General features: G+C 71.5%; 17 protein-coding genes and 1 pseudogene. 8 read left to right on the forward strand and 10 right to left on the reverse strand.

What is annotated here, in order from left to right; genetic code table 11:
* The first annotated feature begins 42 nt into the window (after window positions 1-42).
* Window positions 43-1,011 carry an alpha/beta hydrolase gene (locus tag PUR53_RS17675; RefSeq protein WP_329900821.1) on the forward strand — a complete coding sequence of 323 codons (969 nt, stop codon included), beginning with the start codon at window positions 43-45 and terminating at the stop codon, window positions 1,009-1,011.
* 4 nt (window positions 1,012-1,015) lie between these two features.
* Here PUR53_RS17675 and PUR53_RS17680 read toward each other — a convergent pair whose 3' ends face one another.
* Window positions 1,016-1,474 carry a hypothetical protein gene (locus PUR53_RS17680; RefSeq protein ID WP_329900820.1) on the reverse strand — a complete coding sequence of 153 codons (459 nt, stop codon included), beginning with the start codon at window positions 1,472-1,474 and terminating at the stop codon, window positions 1,016-1,018.
* A gap of 121 nt (window positions 1,475-1,595) precedes the next feature.
* On the opposite strand from PUR53_RS17680, the gene PUR53_RS17685 reads away from it, so the two are divergent.
* Window positions 1,596-2,807 (forward strand): serine hydrolase domain-containing protein, encoded by a 1,212-nt coding sequence (locus PUR53_RS17685; RefSeq protein ID WP_329908846.1) that lies wholly within the window; start codon window positions 1,596-1,598, stop codon window positions 2,805-2,807.
* A gap of 53 nt (window positions 2,808-2,860) precedes the next feature.
* On the opposite strand, the gene PUR53_RS17690 is transcribed toward PUR53_RS17685, so the two are convergent.
* Together PUR53_RS17690 and PUR53_RS17695 are read right to left on the reverse strand one after the other, a co-directional pair.
* The gene (locus PUR53_RS17690; protein WP_329908847.1) at window positions 2,861-3,355 is read right to left on the reverse strand and encodes a MarR family winged helix-turn-helix transcriptional regulator; all 495 of its coding nucleotides are present in this window, start codon (window positions 3,353-3,355) and stop codon (window positions 2,861-2,863) included.
* A gap of 305 nt (window positions 3,356-3,660) precedes the next feature.
* Window positions 3,661-4,704: a LacI family DNA-binding transcriptional regulator gene (locus PUR53_RS17695; RefSeq protein ID WP_329900817.1), complete on the reverse strand. Its 1,044-nt coding sequence runs from the start codon at window positions 4,702-4,704 to the stop codon at window positions 3,661-3,663.
* A gap of 355 nt (window positions 4,705-5,059) precedes the next feature.
* On the opposite strand from PUR53_RS17695, the gene PUR53_RS17700 reads away from it, so the two are divergent.
* The 5 genes from PUR53_RS17700 to PUR53_RS17720 all read left to right on the forward strand — a co-directional run bounded on the left by PUR53_RS17700 (window position 5,060) and on the right by PUR53_RS17720 (window position 14,496).
* Window positions 5,060-6,007, forward strand: coding sequence for a carbohydrate ABC transporter permease (locus PUR53_RS17700; RefSeq protein ID WP_329900816.1), 948 nt, complete (start codon window positions 5,060-5,062; stop codon window positions 6,005-6,007).
* The gene (locus tag PUR53_RS17705; protein WP_329908848.1) at window positions 6,004-6,825 is read left to right on the forward strand and encodes a carbohydrate ABC transporter permease; all 822 of its coding nucleotides are present in this window, start codon (window positions 6,004-6,006) and stop codon (window positions 6,823-6,825) included. Before PUR53_RS17700 ends, PUR53_RS17705 begins: the two co-directional genes overlap by 4 nt.
* 55 nt (window positions 6,826-6,880) lie before the next feature.
* A complete protein-coding gene (locus PUR53_RS17710; protein WP_329908849.1) occupies window positions 6,881-8,152 on the forward strand; it encodes an ABC transporter substrate-binding protein in 1,272 nt (423 codons plus the stop codon).
* 97 nt (window positions 8,153-8,249) lie between these two features.
* Entirely contained in the window at window positions 8,250-11,396 is a 3,147-nt protein-coding gene (locus PUR53_RS17715; protein WP_329908850.1) for a family 78 glycoside hydrolase catalytic domain, read from the forward strand.
* Window positions 11,397-11,448: 52 nt separating this feature from the next.
* A complete protein-coding gene (locus PUR53_RS17720; protein WP_329908851.1) occupies window positions 11,449-14,496 on the forward strand; it encodes an alpha-L-rhamnosidase in 3,048 nt (1,015 codons plus the stop codon).
* A 205-nt stretch (window positions 14,497-14,701) separates the two neighbouring features.
* Here PUR53_RS17720 and PUR53_RS17725 read toward each other — a convergent pair whose 3' ends face one another.
* From PUR53_RS17725 to PUR53_RS17735, 3 genes and pseudogenes are all read right to left on the reverse strand, one after another.
* Complete coding sequence (locus PUR53_RS17725; RefSeq protein WP_329908852.1) at window positions 14,702-15,538, reverse strand: hypothetical protein; 837 nt, start codon at window positions 15,536-15,538, stop codon at window positions 14,702-14,704.
* A 157-nt stretch (window positions 15,539-15,695) separates the two neighbouring features.
* A pseudogene (locus PUR53_RS17730) lies at window positions 15,696-16,135 on the reverse strand (class I SAM-dependent methyltransferase); the annotation flags it as partial.
* Between the two features lie 111 nt (window positions 16,136-16,246).
* Complete coding sequence (locus PUR53_RS17735; protein ID WP_329908853.1) at window positions 16,247-17,389, reverse strand: hypothetical protein; 1,143 nt, start codon at window positions 17,387-17,389, stop codon at window positions 16,247-16,249.
* 234 nt (window positions 17,390-17,623) lie between these two features.
* On the opposite strand from PUR53_RS17735, the gene PUR53_RS17740 reads away from it, so the two are divergent.
* Complete coding sequence (locus PUR53_RS17740; protein ID WP_329908854.1) at window positions 17,624-19,165, forward strand: AMP-binding protein; 1,542 nt, start codon at window positions 17,624-17,626, stop codon at window positions 19,163-19,165.
* A gap of 114 nt (window positions 19,166-19,279) precedes the next feature.
* Here PUR53_RS17740 and PUR53_RS17745 read toward each other — a convergent pair whose 3' ends face one another.
* The 4 genes from PUR53_RS17745 to PUR53_RS17760 are packed head-to-tail and all read right to left on the reverse strand — an operon-like array spanning window position 19,280 to window position 25,069.
* On the reverse strand, window positions 19,280-20,134 hold the full coding sequence (locus PUR53_RS17745) for a family 3 encapsulin nanocompartment shell protein (protein WP_329908855.1): 855 nt from the start codon (window positions 20,132-20,134) through the stop codon (window positions 19,280-19,282).
* Between the two features lie 59 nt (window positions 20,135-20,193).
* Window positions 20,194-20,970 (reverse strand): sulfotransferase family protein, encoded by a 777-nt coding sequence (locus PUR53_RS17750; RefSeq protein ID WP_329900806.1) that lies wholly within the window; start codon window positions 20,968-20,970, stop codon window positions 20,194-20,196.
* Window positions 20,958-21,959, reverse strand: a complete 1,002-nt coding sequence (locus PUR53_RS17755) for an aldo/keto reductase (protein WP_329900805.1) — start codon at window positions 21,957-21,959, stop codon at window positions 20,958-20,960. The genes PUR53_RS17750 and PUR53_RS17755 overlap by 13 nt, the downstream gene beginning before the upstream one ends.
* Window positions 21,956-25,069, reverse strand: coding sequence for a non-ribosomal peptide synthetase (locus PUR53_RS17760; RefSeq protein WP_329900804.1), 3,114 nt, complete (start codon window positions 25,067-25,069; stop codon window positions 21,956-21,958). The genes PUR53_RS17755 and PUR53_RS17760 overlap by 4 nt, the downstream gene beginning before the upstream one ends.
* Between the last annotated feature and the right edge of the window lie 55 nt (window positions 25,070-25,124).

Raw genomic sequence — 25,124 nt, forward strand, 5'->3', positions numbered from 1 at the left:
GAGGGCGTGTGCACGTCGACGATCAACTTCCAGGAGGTTCAGATGACCACACCCCCTCCGCCCTTCGACCCGGAGCTGGCCGCCGCTCTCGTGGAACTCGGCGACCAGGTGCCGACGAGCGCGACCCCGGAGGACATCCCCGCGGCGAGGGAGCGGCTCAACGGCGACGTCCCCCTCCTGTCGAACGAGGAACTGAGCTGTGGCGGGCTCTTCGACGTCCACGAGCGGTCCGTGGCCGGCCCCCCGGGCGCGCCGGACGTCTCGTTGCTCATCTGCCGGCCCACCTCCGTGCCCGGCCCGCGCCCGATCGTCTACTTCACCCACCCCGGCGGCATGATCGTGGGCAACAACCGGCTGGGCCTGCCGCTGGACTGGGCCGAGGAACTGGGCCTGGTCGTGGTGTCGGTGGAGTACCGGCTCGCCCCCGAACACCCGCACCCGGCACCCGTCGAGGACTGCTACGCGGGTCTGCTGTGGACGGCGGCCCACGCCGAGGAGATCGGCGGCGACCCGGACCGCATCGTGCTGGCCGGCGGCAGCGCCGGCGGTGGACTCGCCGCGGCCCTCGCCCTCCTCGCGCGGGACCTCAAGGGCCCCCGCGCCATAGGGCAGTTGCTGATGTGCCCCATGCTCGACGACCGCAACGACACGGGGTCCGCCCACCAGATGGCCGGGCTCGGCGTATGGGACCGGACCGCCAACGAGACCGGCTGGAACGCCCTGCTGGGCGACGCGCGCGGCACCGACGACGTGTCGCCGTACGCCTCTCCCGCCCGCGCGGTCGACCTCTCGGACCTCCCGCCGGCCTTCATCGACGTCGGGTCCGCCGAGACCTTCCGGGACGAGGACGTCACGTACGCCTCCAGGATCTGGCAGGCCGGAGGCCGCGCCGAACTGCATGTGTGGCCGGGCGGTTTCCACGGCTTCGACGGCCTCGTGCCGCAGGCCGCGCTCTCGGTCGACGCCCGCGAGGCCCGACTGCGCTGGCTTCGGCGGCTCCTGGGGGAGTGACGGCTCAGGAGCGCGCCTGACGAAGCGACGTCCCCGTCTGTTCGACCTCCACGTCGTCGCTGAAGGCGCCGGCCGCCGACACGCCCCCGAGGAGCGCGGTGGCGAGTGCCACCGCCATCGCGAACGTCCGACGGCGCGGCCACGAGGACCGCCTGCTCCCCGGCTTCGGCGTGGGCTCGGCGGGCGGCCCGCACGCGATGGCCACGCGCGCGTCCAGCCACGCCTCCGCCTCGGCGCCCCGCACTCCGCAGGCCGCCACGAACGCGGCGACCAGCTCCTCTCGCGGCAGGCTGTCCCGGCCGAGCATGGTCGCCGCCGTGGAGTAGGGCAGGGCGTGGCCCGCTTCCGTCGCACGTTGTTCCAGCCGGCGGTAGCTGAGACCTGACCACGCCTTGAGGCGGCGCAGCGCCGCCACGAAGGCGGCCGCGTCGGTGGCCGGTGGTGTGGGCGGTGCTGTGGTCATCGTGGTTCCCCCTGTTGACCTGGACGTACACGGGCTCGCACAAGCTCGAACACCATCATGGCTTGAGTAGCGGCGGGAGCGATGGCCAACCTCGGGACGGATTCCCGATGTTGGAGGTCACATGAGGACGACTCCGTCTCGTCACAGCCACAGCCACCGCACCCGAGATCGCGACCGCCACGGCCACAGCCGCCGTACGGCCCTCGGCACCGTCTTCGCCGCCCTGCTGATGCTCGGCGGGTGCGCCGAAGGGCCCGGTGCCGAGGGGTCGGCGCCACGCGCCCCGAAACCCCGGCACCGCGCCGGAGAGTCGGTCGCCGACTTCCTCCGCCGTACGCTGCCCGCCGGGCCGGGTGGCTCCGTGGTCGCCGCCCGAGGCGACCGGCTGGTGCACTGCGGGGGATTCGGAGCGGCGGACCGCGCCGCGGGCACTCCCGCGAGCTGCCGGACCGTGTACGACGTCATGTCGATCACCAAGCAGTTCACCGCGGCCGCGATCGTGAAACTGGAGGTGATGGGCCGGCTCCGGGTGAGGGATCCCATCAGCCGGTTCCTCGGACGCGGGCAGGCCGTGCCCGAGGACAAGCGCGGCATCACGGTCGAGCAGCTCCTCACGCACACCTCGGGTCTGGTCGAAGGTCTCGGCGACGACTACGACCCCGTGTCACGCGAGGAGTTGGTGCGCGGGGCCCTGTCGTCCGAGCTGCGGTCCGCCCCCGGCAAGGCGTTCCACTACTCCAACACCGGCTACAGCCTGCTCGCGGCGATCGTCGAGGAGGCGTCCGGGGAGACGTACGAACGGTTCCTGCACCGGCACCTGTTCGCGCCGGCCGGGATGGAACAGACCGGGTACGTTCTGCCCCGCTGGCCCCGGCACCTGGTCGCGGTGGAGTACGACAGCGAGGGACGCGCCCAGGGCAGGCCCTTCGACCATCCCTGGGCCGCCGACGGACCGTACTGGAACCTGCGCGGCAACGGCGGCATGCTCTCCACCGCCCACGACATGTTCCGGTGGCACCGCGCGCTGCTCGGGGACGAGATCCTGCCGGCGTGGGCCAGGGACAAGCTCTTCGAACCTCGCACGGCGGAGCCGGAGTCGGAGAACTCGTACGGATACGGCTGGAGCCTGCGCGACACCCCGGCCGGCCGGCTCGCCTGGCACGACGGCGGCAACGACTGGTCCCTGGGGCTCCTGAGCCGGTCGCTGCGCGACGGCGTCCTCGTGTTCTGGATCAGCAACCACGCCTACCGCGATGGGAAATGGAACCTGGAGGACCAAGCGGAGGCACTGACCGTCGGCATCGCTGACCGCGTCCGCGCGGAGGGCGACTGACCGGTCGCCCCGTCCGCGTCGCGCCGTCCCGCATCCCCGTCGCGTCGTGGCGCTCAGGGCAGTCGGGGGAGCACGTCCCTGGCCGTGTGGCTGAGGATGCGCAGGTCCTCCGCGAACCGCGCGCGATCCGCCTCCGGCAGCGGGCTCAGGAAGTACCTCTTGATGTTCTCGACGTGGACCTGCGCGGCGCGCACCGTCGTCTCCTCGCCCAGCGGAGTCAGCCGTACCAGCTTTCCGCGCCGGTCGGCGGGGGACTCCGCCCGGGTCACCAGCCCCGCCGCCTCCATACGGTCCACCAGGCGGGTGGCGCCGCCGGTGGTGAGGACCTGCTCCTGGGCGACGGCCCGCATGGACAGCCCCGGCTCACCCGCTCGCCCGAGGATCAGCAACACCTCGAACATCAGATGGCTGATGCCGCACTCGACCTCGAGTGCCCGCCCGAGGATGTACTCCAGCCGGTTGGCTGCCCCCTGCAGCCGCCCGAACGCGAGGACGAGTTCGTGGTCGGCGGCCTCCTTCGCCGTACTGATGCCTGCTTGTTCACTCACGGCCGCGCCGCCCCTCTCCCGTTTCCGTCCCGATTCCGATCCGATTCCGATCCGGATCCCGGTCCCGACAGCCACCGTACCGATCATGCCGGGCTGAGGAGGACGGCGGAGACCCGGCGCCCGGCCCGGCCGACGGCCGTCGCACCTCCTCCGCCCCGCCGTCGTCGTCCCGGTCTCGCCTCAACGATTGGGTAACGTTTCCCATGGCGAGCGGCGAGCGGCGAGCGGCAAACGGCGAGGGGCAAGCGGCGACGGTGACCGGCGATCAGCGACCTACGACCTGCGACCTCCGACGGCCTCCCCGGTCACTCCGCGGAGCGGGCCGTGGACCGGCGCGCCACCAGCCTGGGGGAGAGGACGACCTTGGTCGACGGGCGGGCGCGGTCGGCGATCCGTTCCAGCAGCAGACGTACGGCGTTCCGGCCCATCTCCTGGCCCCGCTGGTCGACACTGGTGAGCGAGATCGGGCCGTAGGCGGCGAACGTGGTGTTGTCGTACCCGGCCACCGAGAGGTCGCCGGGCACGGACAGACCGGCCTCGGCCATCGCGTCGAGGACGCCCATCGCGGCGATGTCCGCGCCGGCGAAGAGGGCCGTGGGCCGGGCCGGGGCGGGGCGGGCCAGCAGCTCCCGCGCCGCCCGGTGGCCGCCCTCCTGGCTGTAGCTGGTGGAGATCACGTCGATGAACTCCTCCAGCCCCTGCACCCGCATGGCCTGCCGGTATCCGTCCGCGCGCCGGGCGTTGGGCATCTCGGCGAGACGGGTCGGATCGGTCTCGTGGTGCTCGATGTGTGCGATCCGGCGATGGCCGAGACCGACGAGATGGCGGACGACCAGGGCCGCGCCCTCGGTGTCGTCGTCGGCCACGGTGTCGTAGGCGGGCGAGGAGCCGTGACGGCCGACGACGACGGTGGGGACCACGCCGGCGACATGTTCCAGGTGGGCGCGTGAGGAGACCGGGGCGACCAGCACGAGACCGTCCATGCCGCGGTCGATCATCGCCTCCGTGACCCGGGCCTCGGCCTTCTCGCCGTTGCAGCCCGGCCCCAGGAAGACCTGGTAGTCGGTCTCCTCCAGCGAGTCGGTGATGCCGTCGAGGATCTCGGGGAAGAACGGGTTGCGAATGTCGGGCAGCATCACACCGATCGTGTACGTCTGCCCCCGCAGGCCCCGGGCGCCCGCGTGCGGCCGGTAGCCCAACTCCTCGATGGCCCGGCGCACTTTGGTCTGCATCTCGGGGCTGGCCCCGTAGGCGTTGCGCAGCACCTTGGACACGGAGGTGACGGACACCCGGGCGTGACGCGCGACGTCGACGATGGTGACCCTGCGCTGCGGTGCTGTCGGCTCCATCCGGTCCTTGCCTCTCGGGAGATCGTCCGGCCGAAGTGTAGGCCGGAACGCGCAGGTCGAACGAGGGTCCGGGTCTCGTGAGCCGAGAGTGCCGGGAGGTGCGGGCGGCCCGGGCCGTGTGACGCCGCCGCAGTGTGCGCGACATCTTGACGTCACGCGGGAGGCTCCTTAAGGTCTGGCACACCCTTTGGGAAACGTTACCCAAAGCCGTAGCGCTTTCTCGTGGCCCGACAGCGGGCCGCTTCTCCATTCAGCTCCGCACACAGTCGGGAGAGCCGGACGCGTCCCACGCGGCGCGGATCGGCGGATCGGCACAGCAAGTGATGTGAATCGTTTCAAGAAAGGGGGTTCGTCGGTGGCTCTGGCCCCGCACAAGCGGCTCGTCGACAAGGACCGGCCTCCGGTCGCGGCACCGGATCCGCGGCCCCGGCCCGCGCGCACGGCCCCGCCGTGGTGGTTCGCCCTGCCGGCGATGTTGCTGTTCGCCTTCGTCGTCCTGGTGCCGAGCGTCCGCGGCGTGTACTACGCCTTCACCGACTGGGACGGACTCGACCCCGACTTCTCCTTCGTCGGCCTGGACAACTTCGCCGACATGCTCGACGACCCGGACGCCAAACAGGCCGTCTGGCACACACTGCTGATCGCGGTGGCGATCACGGTCATCCAGAACGCGGTGGGGCTGCTGCTGGCCCTGGGGGTCAACTCCGCCATCAAGTCCCGGAACGTCCTGCGGGTGTTCCTGTTCGCGCCGGCCGTGATCACCCCGATCGTGACCGCCTACCTCTGGCGGAACCTGCTCGGCCCGGACGGCGCCGTCAACAGCCTGCTCGGCGCGGTGGGCCTCGGCGGATGGCGGCAGGACTGGCTCGGCGACCCGGAGCTGGCCCTGTGGTCGGTGGTCGGGGTGACCGTGTGGCAGTACGCGGGCTACTCCATGGTCATCTTCCTGGCCGGGCTCCAGTCGGTGCCCAAGGAGATCCACGAGGCCGCGTCCATGGACGGGGCGGGCCCGGTGCGCCGCTTCTGGTCGGTGACCAGGCCGCTGCTCGCCCCGGCCCTCACCATCAACCTGATGCTGTCGATCATCGGCGGGATCAAACTCTTCGACCAGGTCTACGCGTTGACGGGCGGTGGGCCCGGCCACGCCACCGACACCATCTCGACCCTCATCTACAAGGACGCCTTCACCCTCGGCGAGTTCGGCTACAGCATCGCGCTCGCCGTCGTCCTCACGATCATCGTGGCGGTCGTCTCGGCCGGTCAGTACGCCGCCCTGTCCCGCAACGAGAGGGCCGCGTCATGAAGCGCTACGGCCGCCGCACCCTGGCGCTGGAACTGACGATGATCGCCGCCGCCCTGTTCGTCGGCTTCCCGGTGTACGTCCTGGTCAACCTCGCCGTGCGCCCCACCTCGGACACGTCCTCGCCGATCAGCCCGACCACCTCACCCACCCTCGACAACTTCACCCAGGCCTGGCAGCAGGGAGCACTGGGCGGGGCGTTGGCCAACAGCCTGCTGGTGACGGTGTGCAGCGTCGTCGTCGTGCTGGCCGTGTCGTCGCTCGCCGCGTATCCGCTAGCCCGGATCACCGCCCGCTGGTCCCGGGGGACCTATCTGACGATCCTGCTCGGTCTCGCCCTCCCCTTCCAGCTCGCCTCCCTGCCGCTGTACCAGACCATGCGCGACCTGGGCCTGCTCGGCACCCCCTGGGCACTGGTCCTCTTCTACGCCGGCCTCCAGGTGCCGTTCACCGTCTTCCTCTACGTCGGCTTCCTGCGCGCCCTGCCCGGCGACTTCGAGGACGCCGCCCTGATCGACGGCTGCACACCCCTGCAGAGCTTCTGGTACGTGGTCCTGCCGATGCTCAAACCCATCACCGTCACGGCCCTCGTGCTCAACACGGTCGCCGTGTGGAACGACTTCTTCACCCCGTTGCTGTACCTCAGCGGCAGCGCCCAGCAGACGCTGCCGGTCGCGATCGCGGGTTTCGTCGGCCAGTACGTCACCGACTGGAACCTCATCTTCGCCGCGCTGGTGATCAGCATCCTGCCCGTCCTGCTCGTCTACTTCCTGCTGCAGCGCAGCATCATCAACGGCTTCGCGGGAGGGCTGAAGGGATGACCCCGACGCCCGCCCGTCCCTCAAGTCCGGTGGCACTTTCCCCGAGGGGGACCTCATGAAGACACGCACACTCCCGGTCGTGGTCGCCGCGGTCACGTCCACGGCGGTGCTCGCCGCCTGCAGCGGCGGGACCAAGGCCGGCTCCGACAGCGGCTCCGGCGGCTCGAAGACGCTGACCGTCGCCTCGGTCGACCAGGGCTCGATCGAGGACGTCGTCAAGGCGTTCGAGAAGGCCAACCCGGGCGTCAAGGTCCGGTACACCACCAGCGGCGCCGACCAGTACCAGCAGCAGATCCGCACCCAGCTGTCCTCGGGCACCGCGCCCGACGTGCTGTCGGTCTGGCCCGGCAACGGCAATCCGGCCGCCACGTACGTGCTGGCCAAGCCCGGCTATCTGCGCGACCTGTCGGACCGGCCGTGGGCGGCGAAGCTGCCGGACGCGATGAAGTCCGTCGCCCAGTACGAGGGCAAGACCTACAACGCGGTCTTCGGACAGAACGGCATCGGCGCCGTCTACAACGAGCAGGCCCTGAAGAAGGCCGGGCTCACCGCGCCCGACACCTGGAAGGACCTGCTGGCCTTCTGCAAGGCCGCCAAGGCTAAGGGCACCCCCGCCTTCGCGCTCGGCAACCAGGACAACTGGGTCACCCAGCTCGTCCTGTACGCCCTCGTCGCCACGACCGTCTACGGCGAGGACCGGGACTTCGACAAGAAGATGCAGGCCGACGAGGTCACCTTCGCGAAGTCGGCGTGGGCCACCGCCCTGGACAAGTACATGACGATGGAGAAGACCGGCTGCTTCCAGAAGAACCCGCTGGGCACCAACTACGAGGCCAGCCAGCAGCTCGCGGCCACCGGCAAGACCCTCGGCATCGTGCAGGGCAACTGGGTGATCGCCCTCCTCCAGCAGAAGAACCCGAAGGGCACGTTCACGCTCAAGGCGCTCCCGGCCACCGACGACCCGGCCCAGACCCTGATACCCGCCGCCGCGGGAGCCGGGTACGGCGTCAACGCGAAGGCGAAGAACGAGGAACTGGCCCTGAAGTTCGTGGACTTCGTGATGTCGGCCAAGGGCATGAACACCTTCGTCAAGAAGCAGGGCGGTCTGCCGTCCCTGTCCGACACCGGCTTCGCGGCGGACCCCTCGCTCGCCGAACTGTCGGAATTCATCGAGTCGGACCGCACGGTCCCCTTCATGGACCAGCTCTGGCCCAACCCCAAGGTCCAGCAGACCATGCTGAGCGGCCTCCAGGAGATCTTCAGCGGACAGTCCACGCCCGAGAAGCTCCTCGACGAGATGGATGCCGACTACAAGTCCGGCAGCTGACCGACGCGCCGTCGGCCGCGCCCCGCGGCCGACGGCTCTCTCCGCCGACTGAATGAAACGTTCAAACCGACAGCGAACAACCGATCGGAGGTTCGGCATGCCCGACGTCCCGAGTGAGGCGTTGAGCCGTAGACAGGTGGTGGGCACGATGGCCGTCTCCGCGGCGGGGCTGGCCTCGCCCGTCGTTCCCGGGCTGCCCGTGGCGGCCGCCCGCGCCGACGGGGAGGACGACCGCCGTGGGGCGAGAGTCACCGGGCTCGCCGTCGACGGCCGTGAGGACAGCCCGCTCGGCGTCGACGACCCCGCCCCCCGGCTGAGCTGGCGCGTGACCGGAGCCCACGCCGGCTGGACCCAGGCCGCCTACCGCATCCGCGCGGCACGCTCGGAGAAGGACCTGGACCGGGGCCGCCTGCTCTGGGACAGCGGCAAGGTCCGCTCCCCGGACCAGACCGACATCGCCTGGCACGGACCCGCGCCCGCCTCTCGCGAGCGGCTGGTGTGGCAGGTGCGGGTCTGGAGCACCGACGGCCACGCGACCCGGTGGAGCCGGCCCGGCACCTGGGAGACGGGCCTCCTCAAGCGCTCCGACTGGGGCGACGCCCGCTGGATCGAGTACCCGGGCCGCACCCTCGACCAGCCCCTGCCCGTCTTCGCGCGCGCCTTCCGGGTGAGCCCGCGAGGAGGCAAGGTCGTCCGGGCGCGGTTGTACCTGTCCGGCATCGGACTGCACGTGGCCTGCCTCAACGACGAACCCGTCACCGACGAGGTGCTCGCCCCCGGCAACTCCAACTACCAGCTCTCCACCGAATACCGGGCGTACGACGTCACCCGCCTCGTCCGCTCCGGGGACAACACCCTCGGTGTCGAACTGGGCCACGGCACCGCCCTGGTGACCCGGTCCATCACCAACCCCACCACCGGCCGCACCGCCCCGTACAGCTGGTGGCAGAGCCAGACCAAGGGCGCCGGCACCCTCGCCGCGCCCGCCGCGCGGGGCGCCACCACGGTCAAGGTGAGCAGCGTCGCCAACTTCCACGTCGGCGGCACCGTCAGCATCGACACCGGCGACGGCGGCGAGCGTCTGGAGTCCCGGACGATCACCGCGATCGGCACGGCGGGCGCCGACGGCACCGGCATCACCTTCGAGCCCGGTCTCGACGCCGGGCACGACAGCGGCGCGGGCGTCGTCGGCTCCGGCAACTCCCTGGCGAGCACCGACCCGAGCGCGGGTGCCGCCGTCCCGCCCCGGCTGATCGCCCGCCTGGAACTCACGAAGGCCGACGGCACCGTCGAGACCGTCGTCAGCGACCGCTCGTGGCGGGCGGCGCTCGGCCCGACCGTCACCGCCAACTGGTACTCCGGCTCGGACTACGACGCCCGCCGCGAACAGCCCGGCTGGACCGAGCCCGGAGCGGACCTCGGCGCGTCGGCGCGACGGCGCGACGGCACGGCCATGGGCTGGGCCGACGCGGGCATCGCGCCGCCGCCCAACCTCACCACCGAACTGGTCTGGCGGGCCGCCGAGCCGCTCAAAATCGTCGACAGGATCCGTCCGGTCGCTGTCACCCAAGCGCGTTCCGGCGTCTGGGTCTTCGACTTCGGACAGAACTTCGCCGGCTGGCCGCTGCTCGACCTCGAAGGCCCGCTCCCGGCCGGGACCACGGTCAAGCTGTACCCCGGCGAGTCGCTGAAGGCCGACGGCACCGTCGACCAGGCGTCGCTCATGGGCGGCGGCCCCGCCCGCGGCACCGATCTGTTCGCCGCCTACACGACGTACGGCGACGAGCGGGGTGAGCGCTGGCATCCGCAGTTCCACTACTTCGGCATGCAGTGGCTCCAGGTGACCGGGCTGCCGGAGGGCTACGTTCCCACCCTGGACACGGTGACCGGCCTGCAGATCCACGCGGACGTCCCGCACGCCGGCTCGCTGCGCACCTCCGACGACCGGATCAACCGCGTCCACCGCATGTCCCGTTACTCGATCATGAGCAACGTCATGTCCACCTTCACGGACTGCCCCGGCCGGGAGAAGCTCTCCTACCCCGCCGACTACGTCCAGCCTTTCGGAGCCGTGCACCGCACCTTCGGATACGCGGCCTATCTGCGCACCATGCAACGCCACCTGGTCGAGGGCCAGTCCCGGGCCGGGGACGACATCGGCAACGTGGCGCTGAAGACCCCCGTGTACGACTGGGGGTACACCGGCCGGTTCGGCGACGAGATCAACTGGGGCAACGGCATCGTCCTGGTGCCCTGGCTGGCGTACGAGACGTACGGCGACACCCAGACGATGCGCCGCCACTACCCCCGGATGCAGGAGTTCCTGAACTACATCCGGACCAGGAAGGCGGGCACCGGCGCCGATGCCCACCTCGTGGACGCGGCCCTCGCCGACTGGATCGCCGACGAGAACACCTCGGGCCGCATCACCGGCACCTGGGGCTACCACCAGGTCGCCGACCGCATGGCCCGGATGGCCGCCCTGATCGGGCGCGACGCCGACGCGGCCGAGTACCGCAACCTCGCCGCCAACATCAAGGACGCGTTCAACGACGCCTTCTACAACACGGCGCTCGGCCGGTACACCGCCGAGGGCGACCGCGGCACCGCCGGAGCCACCCAGGCCGCGCAGGCGCTCGCGCTCGACGAGGGCCTCGTACCCGACGGCGAGCGCGGCAGGGTCCTTCAGGCACTGGTCGAACTGGTCCACGCCCACCGTCCGTTCGGCGGCGGACCGCACTTCAGCGGGGGCACCATCGGGCTCGCCCCCACCATCAGGGCCCTGCACGCGGGCGGTCACGACGACCTCCTGTGGGACGTCCTTCAGGAGGACACCGGCCCGAGCTACGGCCACTTCATGGCGCCCACCACCGCCAACCCCCGGGGCCTGACCACCATTCCGGAGGACTGGGACATCGGCGCCTCCAAGAACCACATGATCCTGCTGCAGATCGAGGAGTGGTTCCACAGCGGTGTCGTCGGCATCCGCCAGGCGCGCGGCGGCGCCGGATACCGCGAACTGGTCATCGACCCCCGCCCGGTCGGCGACCTCACCCACGCCGAGGGCAGCTATCGCACCCCGTACGGCGTGGTGTCCGCCCGCTGGACCCGCGAGGACGGACGCTTCCGACTCGACGTGGAGCTCCCGCCGAACACCACGGCCGAGATCCGGTTGCCCGCCCCGGGCCACCCCGCCCGTGTCGTCGGCTCGGGGCGGCACACGTTCACCACCCGCGAGCCGTGACCACAACCCGAGAGACCGAACCGCCGGTGCCATGTCGATAGGAGTCAATGTCATGGCCGAAGGAACGAGCGCGGCGGCGGAAGCGCCCTCCGCCCGCCCGCACGAGGGCCCCGTACGGGGGCTCACCGTGGAACACCGCACCGAACCCCTCGGTGTGGACGCCGAGCACCCGCGTTTCGGCTGGCACACGCGATGCGCCACCCGGGGCTGGCGGCAGGGGTCGTACCAGATCCTCGTCGCCGGCTCCGAGGCCCGGCTGACCGCCGGCAACGCCGACGTCTGGAACAGCGGACAGGTCCACTCCGCCGACTCCGTCGCCGTCCCCTACGCGGGCGAGCCGCTGCGGCCCTCGACCCGCTACCACTGGTCCGTCGCCGTATGGGACGCCGAGGGCCGCCGGGCGGGCAGCGCGACCTCCGTGTTCGAGACCGGCCTGATGAGCACCGACGGCGTGACCGGATGGGACGGCGCCCAGTGGATCGGGATGCGGGGGAAGATCCCCGGCTCGGCCGGCGCGCCCATGCTCCGCAAGGAGGCACCCCTCGACGTCGGTGGCCACCGGCGGGTGCGCGAGGCGCGGCTGTACCTCTCGGCCCTCGGCGTGTACGAGGCCCACGTCAACGGGGAGCGGGTGAGCGTCGACCACGACGGCGCCCCCACCCTCGAACTCCTGCCGCCGGGCTGGACGAACTACGACACCCGCGTCGACTACCTGACCTACGACGTCACCCGCCACCTGCGCCACGCGTCCGACGTCACGCTCGCGGTCGTCCTGGGCAACGGCTGGTACAACGGCCGGGTCTCTGACGGCAGCACCTACTACGCGCAGGACGGCAACGCCCTCGCCGTCAAGGCGAAGCTGCTGGTCGAGTACACCGACGGCACGACGCAGACCGTCGTCACCCGCCCGGACGACGGCTGGCGGGCCACCGACACCGGCCCCCACCGGGCCGACGACATCTACGACGGCCAGACCTACGACGCCCGCCGCGAGCTGACGGGCTGGACCGCGCCCGGATTCGACGACAGCACGTGGGCGGACGTGGAACGCGTCGCCTTCGAGGACAGGTACCCGGACGTACGGCTGATCGCCTACCCCGGGGAGAGCGCGCGCTTCGTCGACCGCTGGGACCAACGGCCGGGGTCCGTCACCGTCGCCACCGGAGTGACCGGCGAGGACGACAGCCCGGGCGGCCGGGGGCGCGTCGTCGTGGACCCGGACCGCACGGTGACCGACCCCGCGCGGGCAGCCACCGCCGAAGTCACCCTCTCCGCCGGTGAGACCGCCGTCTTCGACCTCGGCCAGAACATGGTCGGCGTGGCCCGCTACGGCGTGCGCGGACCGGTCGGTGCCCGGGTCGAGTTCCGGTTCGGCGAGATGCTCAACGACGACAGCGCCGGCGCGGACGGCCCCGAGGGCTCGCTCTACCGGGCCAACCTCCGCAGCGCCGAAGCCACCAGCACGTACATCCTCAAGGGGGACCCGGAGGGCGAGACCCATCAGGACACACTGACCTTCTACGGCTTCCGCTACGTGTCCGTCACGACGTCGGAGACCGTCACCATCACCGGGCTGACCGGCAAGGTCGCCACCTCCGCCCTCCGCGAGACCGGGACCGTCACGACGAACGATCCGGATGTCAACCAGCTGGCGAACAACGTCCGTTGGGGGCAGCGCGGCAACTACTTCTGGGTGCCCACCGACTGCCCACAGCGCGACGAACGCCTCGGCTGGACCGGCGACACCCAGGTCTTCGCCACCACCGGCCTCTACAACGCCGACGCGAGTGTCTTCCTCAGCCACTTCCAGGACACCGTCGTGGACTCCCAGACCATCTACGGCGTGGACAAGGCGCAGTACACCGGTGTCGCCCCCGGCGGACGCTACAACTTTCCCGGCGGCGGCAGCGGTTGGGCGGACTGCGGGGTCGTCCTGCCGTGGACCGTGTGGCAGATGACCGGTGACACCACCGTCGTGGAGCGCAACTGGCCCTCGATGACGCGCTACCTGGACTGGATCCGGCAGCAGACCGGCGACACCTACGCCGGCCAGGGTTCCCTCACCGGCGACTGGCTCGCCCCCCAGAAGACCAGCGCCCAGCTGATGAGCGACGTCTACTACGGCTACTCCGCCCAGCTGATGGCGAGGATGGCCCGCGCGACCGGCAGGGCGGCGGAGGCCGAGGAGTACGAGCGGCTCTTCGGGAACATCAAGCGGGCGTTCGTCGCCAAGTACCTGAGCACCGACGGCGAACGCGTCACCGTGCGGTCCGGCCTGGGCAAGGCCTCCCCGATCGAACCCGGCTCCGACCCGGACGAGAGGACCGAGGACAACAGCCAGAGCGCGCTGCTGTGGGTCCTCAAGCTCGGCTTCTACGAGACCGAGGCCCAACGCCGAGCCCTCGTCGGCCACTTGGCGGACAACATCGGCAACGACACGGCCTACAAGGAGGCGCACCCGGACAGCATCCGCGTCCACCACGCCGAGAACACGCTCTCCGTCGGCTTCCTCGGCGTCAACGTCCTCGCCCCCGTCCTCACCGACGAGGGCCGTGCCGACCTGGCGTACGCGCTGCTGTACCAGGACGCGCTGCCGTCCTGGCTGTTCTCGGTGCGGAACGGCGCCACCACGGTCTGGGAGCGCTGGAACTCCTACTCCGAGGAGGCCGGCTTCGGCCCGGTCGGGATGAACTCCTTCAACCACTACGCCTACGGCGCGATCATGGAGTGGATGTACGCGTACATGGCCGGCATCGCCCCCGACCCGGAAGGCCCCGGCTTCCGGCCCTTCCTCCTGCGACCCCATCTCGACCCCACCGGGCGGATCACCCGGGTCTCGGCCGCGTACGAGTCGCCGTACGGCGAGATCCGCAGCGCCTGGGAGGTCGAGGACGGGGGCCGCACCCTGGCGTACGAGGCGGTCGTGCCCGCGAACAGCGAGGCCACCCTGCGCCTCCCGGCCGCCTCGGCGGACGCCGTCCGCGAGGGGCGCACCCCGCTGGCGCGCGTGGACGGCGTGCGGTTCCTCGGCCACGCGGACGGCGTGTCCTCGTACCGCCTGCCGTCGGGCCGCTACCGGCTCACCACAGACCTGCGCTGAGGGGCGGAGGACAGGAGGCCCGGCACCACGCTCCACGGCGCCGGGCCTCCGACAATCCACCGCCGCGTCCACACCGACGTGGGAGCGGTCCGACCAGGTCTGGAAGATCGTCCGCGTCAACTGAGGGGAGAGCGAATCACTCTTCGGTGGGAGGCTCGAGCGGTGGAGACGGGCTCCGAGGAACCTCGGCGAGAGGGGACCGGCCTCAGTCGGCCGCCTGCGCGGGCTCGGAGGAGGACTGCGGCGGGACGGCCGGCTCCGGGGCGTCGGGACCCGTGTAGTACACGGAGGATCCCTGCTTGACCCGCTGTGCGTTGCTCTTGGCCACGAGCCCTTCGAGGGTCGTGCGCACGACGTTGGTCTGGATACGGCGGTCCGGGTGGGCCTGGGTGAGCGCGGTGGCGACCTCGGCCGCGGAGCGTGGTTCGCTCTGCTCGGTGAGGTGTCGGCGGATGAGTTCGACGAGGGTGGGCTGCGCCTTCTCGGCGGCCGCGCTCTTGGTGGCCGCCGTCTTGGCCGCCGTCTTGGTGGCCGCCGTCTTGGCGGTCGTGGCCTTGCCTTCTCCGGACTTGGCGGTCGTGGCCTTGGCGGTCCCGCCCTTGGTGGTTGTGGCCTTCGCGTCCGTCGGGGCCTTCGCGGTCGCGGTCGCGGTCTTCGTGGTCGTGGAAGCGGCCGCGCTCTTGGCGGTGGTGGGCTTCGTGGCGGTCGACTTCTTCGTCCGCTTGCCGTCCTGCGGGGGCTCGGCCTTCTTCGCCCGGGTGCGCTTGCCGGCTCCCGGGGTGGAGACGGTCTTCTGTCGGGGCACGGAGGGCGACGCGACCTCCTCGGCCACGGGCGCGGCGGCCGATGCCGCGACGCCCAGAGCCTGCTGCATGTTCACCAGCACGGCGTGGTCCTGCCGCAGACTGAGGAGTTGCTCCTGCAGAGCGTCGATCTCCCCGATGAGCCGCTCCTGTTCCTTGGCGTTGCGCTCGAGGTCGGCGGCGACCTGGGCGGTGTACTGCGTCTTGAGGTCGGTCGACTCGGACGGAGTCTCGGTCATGGCGGTTCCCTTCCCGACAACGAACGTGCTGTGTGCGGATGTTACTCACCGATCCGCGAAACGTCGGCGGTAGGCACATTCCCGGTACCGCTCACTGCCGGCACATGATGGTCGCGAGAGTCGGGCCGACGGCACTGCCGGCCGACACCGCCGCGCAGACATCCGTGCCGATGCTGTCCCGCAGCCTCTCCCACATCGCCCGCATCGCCACGCTGTACGGCGTGTCGGGCGTCCAGTCGCTCGTCAGTTCGCTCGTCAGTTCGCTCGTCAGGTCGATCGCGTCGCTGAGCACCAACACCCCACCGGGTGCGACGAGTTCGGCCAGAGCTGCGATCAGTCTGTCGTGCTCGGCGAGGTGCATCAGCACGAAGCGCGCGTGGACGAGCCGGAACCGGCCGGGGGCGAACGACGGGGCGGAGATGTCGGTCTCCGGGACGTCAGGGTGATGTCGTCGTAGGCGAGGGCACCGAAGTCGATCCGCTCGCCCTCGTCGGCCTGTTCCGGACGGAAGACGGCCTCGCCGTACCGCCCGCTGTACCTCCCGCGGTGGCGCCCGCCATCGTGCCCACCGCCCGGCGAGTCGTCGAACGCGGTCATGGCGAACCTCCGCACACGAGGGACAGGTGGCGGGCGGCTCCCCACGAGGTCGCCGCCCCACCCGATCCTCCCCGGCGTCGCCGCGAGGCGCGATCCGGAGTCCGCCGCCGCTCAGGCCCCGAGGTGCTCGCTGTATGCCTCGGTCGGCGGATACGGGGCGGATCGCGTCATGCCCACCGACCAGAACCCCCGGGTGCCCGGAACGGACGTCACGTCATTGAGGTAGGGCCCCGAGGCCGGGCCCGCCGGGCCCCGGGCGAGCGTCCAGGTGTCGCCGTCCCGGCGCAGATACGTACTGCGGCTCTGGTCCGAGAAGTTCCAGCCCGAGATCCATGCTGCGCGGCCCCGCGCGTCGCCCGCTATCCCGGTGAGCGACCCGAGGGTGAAGCCGGGTTCCAGCCGGGTCCAGGCCGTGCCGTCCCAGTGGCTCAGCGCGGGGTTGCCGGGACGGCCGATCGGCCCGCCGACACCGGCCTCGGTGCCCACCGCCCACACGTCGTCCGGACCGGCGGCGTGCACGTCGGCGATGCCGAGCCGTAGGCCCGCGATCGGGGGGAGCGTCGTCCACGCACCGTCCCAGCGGGCCACGAGGCCCGACCAGCCGCCGCCGTTCGACCGGTCTCCGCAGACCCACACCTCGCCCGGCCGGCGCACGACGACCCGCCAGAGGTTCACACTCTCGACGGGCAGCGGGTCCAGCCAGCGCCACCGCCGCCCCTGGCCGTGCAGCAGACGGGCGGCGCCGTCCCGGGTCCCACAGACCCACACCTGCCGGTCGCGGCCGACCGCCACCGAGGTGAGCCGGACGTCCGGCTCGCCCCGGCCGGGGAAGTCGGCCTCGCGCCACGTGGTGCCGTCCCAGCGCAGCAGGGGGCTGCCGTCGCCGGTGGGATGGCCCACGGCCCACGCCGCGGACGAGCGGACACCGGCGACATCGACGATCCTCGTGTGCGTGAGGTGCGACAGGTCGGACTTCGTCCAGACGCTCCCGTTCCACACCATGGACAGCGCCTGCTGCTGGGTCTGCGCGCCCAGGTTCTCCTCGCCCACGGCCCAGGCCAGGCGCGGGCCGGCGGCGGCGACGCGCCGCAGTTGCGCGGCGGGGACACTGCCGGATGTCGGCACGGCCTGCCAGTCCCGCGCCCAGGGCGCCGGTACGGTCCGTCGGTCCCCTGTGCGGGCCGCCGGTACGTCGGCCCGGGACGCGGAGGGGCCGAGCGCCGTCCCTGACAGGACTCCGATGGTCCCTGCCACAAATCGCCTTCGTCTCACTGCTGGATCCCTCCGGGCGGATCGGGCGGCCAGGAGGAACCACCGTGAACCAGCGCGCCCCAGAGTTCTAGCCACCCACATGACAAAACGCGCGGAGCGGCCCTACTCGATCGGGTGACCGGCCAGTGGCGCACGCGCTCGGTAGGGGAGTAACAACTCGTAGGAGACATGAGGCATGGCGTATGCGGCGTGCGGACAGGGCGAGTGGGGAGACACATGCGTGTTCCGATGACGGTGGCCGACTTCCTGGACCGGGCGGAGGCGGGTTTCGCCGACAGTCCCGGGGTGATCGACGAACCGAGTCAGCCCGCGGCGCCGGTGGCGCCGTCGACGTACGGACGACTCGGCGAACGGGTACGGGCCTGGCAGGCGGGACTGGACGCGCTCGGGGTGGGGGAGGGCGAGCGGGTGGCGGTGGTCAGCCACAACTCGGCCCGCCTGCTGGAGTTGCTGTTCGCGGTGCCGATGAGTGGGCGGATCTGCGTGCCGGTCAACTTCCGGCTGAAGGCGGAGGAGATCGAGTACGTGGTGCGCCAGAGCGGCGCCTCCGTGCTGCTGGTCGACCCCGAGGTGCGGGACACGGTCGCCGACGTCAAGGTGGCGCACCGGTTCACCCTGGGGGAGGAGACGGACACCGGGCTGATGCGGTTCGGGGTGGCGCCGAGGCCCTGGTCGCACCCGGACGAGGACGCCACCGCGACGATCAACTACACCTCGGGAACGACCGCGCGCCCCAAGGGAGTTCAGCTCACGCACCGCAACATCTGGGTGAACGGGCTGACCTTCGGCCTGCACACGCGGGCCTGGGAGCGGGACGTGTATCTGCACACGTTGCCGATGTTCCACTGCAACGGGTGGGGGATGCCGTTCGTGATGGCCGGGCTCGGCGCCCGGCAGGTGGTGCTGCGCAAGGTCGACGGCACCGAGATCCTGCGCCGGGTGGACGAACACGGGGTGACGCTGATGTGCGGCGCGCCGGCGGTGTGGAACGCGGTCCTCGACGCGGCGACCGGCTGGGAAGGGCCGGTGCCGGGGCGCGACCGGGTGCGGATCGTGTGCGCGGGAGCGCCGCCGCCGAGCCGGATGATCCAGCGCGTCGAGGAGGAACTGGGCTGGGAGTTCACCCAGATCTACGGCCTGACGGAGACCTCGCCCCTGCTGACGTTCAACCGTGCGCGGCCCGGGGACGACGCCCTGCGGGGTGAGGAGCGGGCGCGGAAGCTGTCGCGCGCGGGTCTGCCGGCGCTCGGGGTGAAGCTCCAAGTCGCGGACTCCGGTGAGGTGTTGGCGCGCTCGAACGTGGTCCTGGACGGGTACTGGGAGAAGCCCGAGGAGACCGCCGCCGTGCTGGAGGACGGCTGGTTCCACACGGGCGACGGCGGGACCCTGGACCCCGTCGACGGACATCTGACGATCTCGGACCGGAAGAAGGACGTCATCATCACCGGCGGCGAGAACGTGTCGTCCATCGAGGTGGAGGACACGATCTTCAGCCACCCGGGGGTCGCCGAGGTCGCGGTCATCGGGGTGCCGGACACGAAATGGGGCGAGACGATCAAGGCGCTGGTCGTGCGGGCCGGGGGAGCGGCCGTGAGCGAGGCCGAGATCATCGCGTACTGCAAGGAACGCCTCGCCGGGTACAAGGCCCCGACGAGTGTGGAGTTCCGGGAGACCATTCCTCGGACGGCGACCGGAAAGGTCCAGAAGTTCAAACTGCGCGAGCCGTACTGGGCCGGACGGCCCCGGGAGGTCAACTGACGGGGCGCGGCGGACGAGGGCTCACGTCCGCCGCACCCCACAGGTGCGTCAGGTGTACGGGCGCGGGCCGGGCCCGCGCGCCTCGGCGACCTCGACTCCCGTGCGGTGCCCCGCTCAGGCGCGTACCGCGTGGAAGAAGTGGGTCGGCTGCTGCACGGCCACGCTCTCGTGGACCTCGGCGCACACGGCCGTGCCCGGTCGCTCGAAGAGGCCGGGCGGGGCTTCCGCGACCTTGATCACCGAGCGGCCGGCGTCCAGCAGGCGGGCGGCCATGGCGAAGTCGCCGACCAGCGCGGAGCCGGGAGCGACATGGCGGTGGCGGCAGACCATCACCTGCTCACGGGCGAGGTCGGCCAGCAGACTGCCGGCGCCCACCAACTCCCCGTAGTAGTCCTGGGGGTTGATCATCAGGGCGTGGCCGGTGCCGCCCTGCTGCTCTATCTCGTTGAACGCGGCGAGGACCCCGGCGGCATAGGAACCGGTGTACGGCAGGGTCGCGACGTCCGGGTGGTCCACCACGTCGAGGGTCAGGGCGCGGTTCTCCGCCGTGCCGAGCCGGACCATGAGCCGGTGGTCGATGAACTGGGCCAGCGCGTCGGGCTGTTCACCGAGAGCGTCGGGGATCTGCACCCACGCCGTGATCGGCCGGACTCCGTAGGTGGCCGCCTCGAACCGGTACGCGCTCTCCCGCAGCCCGCCGGACGCGCTCGGCGTAGCCGGCCGGGTCTCGAACCACGACCGGACGGTCTCACTCGTGACGCGCTGCTTCTTGAACAGATTGCGTGCGGTCAGCCGCGGCCGGTCCTTCCCCGGCTGGAAGGAGTCGGTGATCGTGTGGTCGAACCGGACCTCGGCCTTCTCCGGGTCCTCGGCGAAGGCCCGGGCGAACCGCTCGCCCGGGGAGGCGGTGGCCGTCGTACCGATGGCGGCCGTCGTGCCGGTGGTCGTCGTATCAGCGGTCGTCGTCATCCGGGTGTACGTCCTCGGGATCGTGGAGCCGATGGGGTGGGTGGCATCCGGTGCGCACGTCAGAGCGCGTGCTCGACCAGACGCTCGTAGTACGGGAGATGGTGCTCGTAGTAGCCGCGCAGCCGTGCGTCGTTGTCGACCGTGGCGGTGTACTCCTTCTCCGGGGCGTGGAACCCGGCGCTGGCGATGGCGTCGAGGTGCCAACGGCGGTTCTGGCGCCACTCGGACCGTTCGCCGGGCCGCCAGTTCAACGACTCGGGCAGGAACGGCAGACCCACCCGCTCGCAGTAGGCCGCGACGACCTCCGCCGGGTCGGCGAGCAGGCGTTCGGCGGTGATGACCACCGGACGCCGGCCGGTGATCTTCCAGGCCAGCTCGAACAGGGCGTGCTGATGCTCGTAACCGATCTCCCGGCAGGCCAGCTCGGGCTTGATCGCGTGGTGCGAGGCGATGGTGCGGGCCGGATGGCGGACGATGAAGGTGTGCTCGAAGTCGGCGATCAGCTCCGGTCGGTCGAAGAGATGCTGGTGGTGGTACTCCAGGGTGTCCTTGAAGAACACGGTCCGCCGGGCGCCGAGACGTGCGAGGTGGGCCAGCAGCGCACCGGGGTCGCGCAGCGTCGCCGTACCCCCGTCCGGGTCCGGGACGGACACCTCGCCGTGGTCGGTGAGCAGGACCAGGGGCTCGTGCACGACGGTCACGTCACCGCGCTCGATCATCATGCGGAGGAAGGCCGTGGAGACCGCTCTCGGGTGCGCCCACAGCGCGATGACGGTGGGGCGTGGGACGGGTCCGGGGGCCTGGCGCGAGGGCGGGGCCCCGGTCACATCGACCATGCCGTGGGCCGCCGGTCCCAGCGGTGTGCGCGCAACTCCGCCAGCAGCGCCGGGTCGAGCGGTGGGGCGCCGGAGACGGCGAGGTTGGCGCGCGTGTGCTCGGGTGTGCGCATGCCGGGGATGACCGTGCTCACGGCGGGGTGGTGCAGGATGAAGCGGAGCGCGAGTTCGGGCAGCGTGACGCCCTCGGGGAGGACCTTCTTGAGGAGTTCGGCGCGCTCGACGGTCGGGCCGAGGTTCTCCGGGCCGAAGTAGACGGCACGCCAGTCCTCCTCGGGGAACGTCGTGTCCCGGGTCAGCCGGCCGGTGAGGCCGCCCTCGTCGAAGGGGACGCGGGCGATGATGCCGATGTCGTCGCGCAACGCCCGCTCGAACAGCTCGTCCTCCGGGGCCTGGTCGAAGATGTTGTAGATGACCTGGACGACGTCGACGAGCCCGGTGTCGATCGCCCGCAGGCAGTTGGCCGGCTCCCAGCGGTTGACGCTGAGGCCGAAGCCTTCGATCACACCCTCGGCCTTGAGGTCGGAGATCACCCGCTGCCAGCGCTCGTCGTCGCTCCAGCGGTCCTCCCAGACATGGAACTGGAGCAGGTCGATGCGGTCGGTGCCGAGGTTCTCCAGACTGCGGTGGACGTACTCGCGGACGTGGTCGGGCGGGAAGACGTCGTCGAGGGTGTCCTGCGGGCGCGGCGGCCACTCGCGGTTGAGCGGCGGGACCTTGGTGGCGACGTACAGGCGACGGTCGGGGTGCCGGCGCAGCAGGGCGCCGAGCATGCGTTCGCTGACGCCCCGGCCGTAGACCCAGGCGGTGTCGAAGAAGGTGCAGCCCTCCTCCACCGCCAGGTCCAGACAGTGGGGCGCCGTGTCGTAGTCCCAGCCGGTGAAGCCGCCGGGGCCGCCGCCGATGCCCCACATGCCGTAGCCGATCTCGCTGATCCGCCAGCCGAGCCGGCCCATGGTGCGCTGGTGCATGTAGTCCTCTCGAATCACTGGGTGAGGGTGGTGCGGTAGGCCGCGAGGGCCGCTTCCAGCGGCCCTTCCCGTAGGCCGTGCCGGGCGTCGAGCGCCGTACACGCCTCACGGGTGAACAGGACGGGGTTGTCGGTCAGCAGCCGCCCGAAATCCGGTGTGCCGTCGGGCCCGGACGTTGGCAGCAGGGTCAGCACGGCGTCCAGCACGGCCGCCTCCGAGCCCACGTCCTCGGCTGCGGCGGCGCGCAGTGCCGCCATGAACTCCCTTACGGGAACGGTCCGTTCGCCCTCCGTGAGAGCGAACGAGGTGAAGTCCGCGCCGCCGTCCCGGAACACATGGTGGACCGCGCCCCCGGCCGGCTCCGCGAGCCCGGCGACCAGCCGCGCGACCGCCTCGTCCACCGGCGTGTAGTCCGACCGCATCGGTACGTCCGGGCGCAGACCCAGCCGTCGGAACGCCGACAGCAGCAGATGCGTGAGCGCCTTCGGGTTCGGTACGCCGTTGTCGGCGGCCGGCATGATCTCACCGAGCCGGTAGAGAGTGACCGGCGCGCCGAGCCGCCGGGCCGCGAGCACCAGCCGCTCCGCGACCCACTTGGAACGGCTGTAGCCGCTCGTGGGCGTCGCCGCCCGCGCGGGATCGACGTCCTCGCCGAGCCGGCCCCGCCCACGCTCCCGGGCACAGGACGCCTCCCGGTCGAGCACACCGAGGGTCGACACGTGATGCAGCGCCTTGGTCCGGCCGGACAGCGCGAACCGCACCACCTCCGTCGTGCCGGACACATTGGCGGGACGATGGGCCCGGTAGTCCAGCAGGAAGTTCACGAGCGCGCCGATGTGCAGGACGGCGTCGCACCGGGCGGCGTACGCCTCCCACGTCTCGCGCGTCCAGCCGAACCTGTCCCGGGCGAGGTCGCCGCGCCGGGCGTCGAGCCGCCCGGCCAGGGACTCGTCCCACAGCCCCTGCGCGCCCAGGGCCTCGCGGAGCCGGAGCCGGGCGTGTGCGTCGTCGCGGGCCCGCACCACGCACACCACCCGGGCCTCGGTGGCCGCCAGCAGCGCGTGCACGGCCCTGGCGCCCACGAAGCCGGTGGCCCCCGTGACCAGCACCGTGCGCGGCGGCACGACCGGGCGGGTGCCGGCGGCCCGGCGGGCCAGCGCCGCCAGTTCCTCCGGCAGATCGGCGTCGCGCTCCATCAGCTCCGCCTCGTCCCCGGCGGAGAGGACCGTGGCGCCGCCACCGGGCACGGCGGCGGCGAGCGCCGCCGGGGTGCGGTACGCGTAGAGGTCGGAGATGCCGACGCGCGCACCCAGCGTCTCCCGGAGGCGCAGCGCCGCGGTGAGCGCGGTCAGGGAGTCCCCGCCGTGGTCGAGGAAGTCGTCACGCACACCGAAGCCGGGCCGGTCGAGCACCACGCCCATGACCTCGGCGACGCGTTCGGCAGGGGTGAGCCCGGCGTCGCCACCGGCGCTGGCACCCGTCGTGGCGCCGGCACCCGTCGTCGCGTCGGGCTCCGCCCCCGTACCGGCGCCGGCCCCTGTCCCGGGGCCCGTCTCCGAGCCGGTGCCGGTCCCCGTGCCGGACCCGAGTTTCTCCTCCACGATGGTCCGCAGCGCCCGCAGGTCGACCTTGCCGTTGTCGGTGAGCGGCAGCGCCTGGAGGACGAAACAGTGCCGCGGCACCTGCACGCGCGGCAGCAAGGACGCCAGATGCCCGCGCAGGGCGGCCGGGGTCGTACCCTCCTCGGCCGCCGCGGCGACCACCAGACGGGTTCGGCCGGACCGCCGTAGCGTCAGCGCCTTGGCCTGGATGACGCCGGGACAGGACTCGGCGGTCGTCTCGATCTCCCGGAGCTCGATCCGTACGCCGTCGACCTGGGCCTGCCGGTCCCGGCGGCCGACGAAGCGCAGCAGCCCCGAGTCGTCGAACCGTCCGAGGTCGCCGGTGCGGTACAGCCGCTCGCCGGGGACGCCGGGGAAGGGGTGGGGGACGAACGCCTCGGCGGTGAGCTCCGGTTCGCCGAGGTATCCGGCGCCCAGACACGCGCCTCCGACGAGGATCTCCCCGACGCCGTCGGCATCCGCTCCGTCGATGAGGGCGTAGCAGTTGTCGATGGGCCGCCCGAGCGGGATGTGGTCGCCCTCCGTGCCGTCGACGCGGTGGAAGACCATCCCGATGCTGGCCTCGGACGGCCCGTAGCCGTTCGTGATCCCGAGTCCCGGCACCAGTTCCCTGAGCCGGTGCACGGCGTGCGGGATGATCTCCTCGCCGCCGACCACCAGATCGCGCAGTGAGGCGATCCGTGCGACGTGCTCCGGTTCGGCCTCCAGCAGGGCGACCAGCATGCCGAGGATCGCCGGTACGAAGTCGGTGACGGTCACCCCGTACCGGGCGATGGTGTCCACGGTCCGTTCCAGATCGAGGAACTCGCCCTGCTCCGGGACGATCGTGCGGCCGCCCGTCGTCAGGGGCCACAGCAACTGCCAGATGGCGGAGTCGAAGGTGTGGCGGCTGTTCTGCAGCACCACCTCGTCCCCGGTGGCGGCGAAATAGCGGGACATGAAGCGGAACCGGTTGGTCAGCCCGCCGTGCAGATTGACGGCGCACTTCGGGACGCCGGTGGTGCCGGAGGTGAAGACGCCGTACACCGGACGGTCCGGAGCGGGCCGCAGTGTGGGGCGCACGGTGCTCGGGACGACGGTCCGATGGGAGACGACACGGGACCTCCCGTCCGTGGGGACGAGGGAACCCGTGGTCAGGGACAGCGGGGGATCGAGCACCTTCAGGACCGTGCGCAGCCGCTCCTCCGGCCAGGCCGGGTCACAGGGCACGAACACCGCGCCCAGTTTCATCAGGGCCACCATGCACAGCGGGAGTTCGACACTGTTGCCGATCATCAGCGGGACGAGGTCGCCCTCGCGCACACCGGCCGACGTCAGCTCCGTGGCCAGCCCGTTGGCGAGCGCGTCGAACTCCGCGTAGGTCAGGGCCGTCTCGGTCTCGCCCCGGTGGACGAGGGCGGTACGCTCCGGGGTGCGGTCGGCCTGCTCCTCGATGAGGGTCGCCACCGGACGGTACGGTCCGTGGTCGACCTCCGCGCCGGCGACCTGCCAGTTCGTTTCCGACATATCCTCCGAGCTCTCTGCTGATGCTGATGTGGGTGGGGGCGCCAGAGAGATGGCT

The sequence above is a fragment of the Streptomyces sp. SP18BB07 genome (assembly GCF_036322545.1).
Lineage (GTDB): Bacteria > Actinomycetota > Actinomycetes > Streptomycetales > Streptomycetaceae > Streptomyces > Streptomyces deccanensis.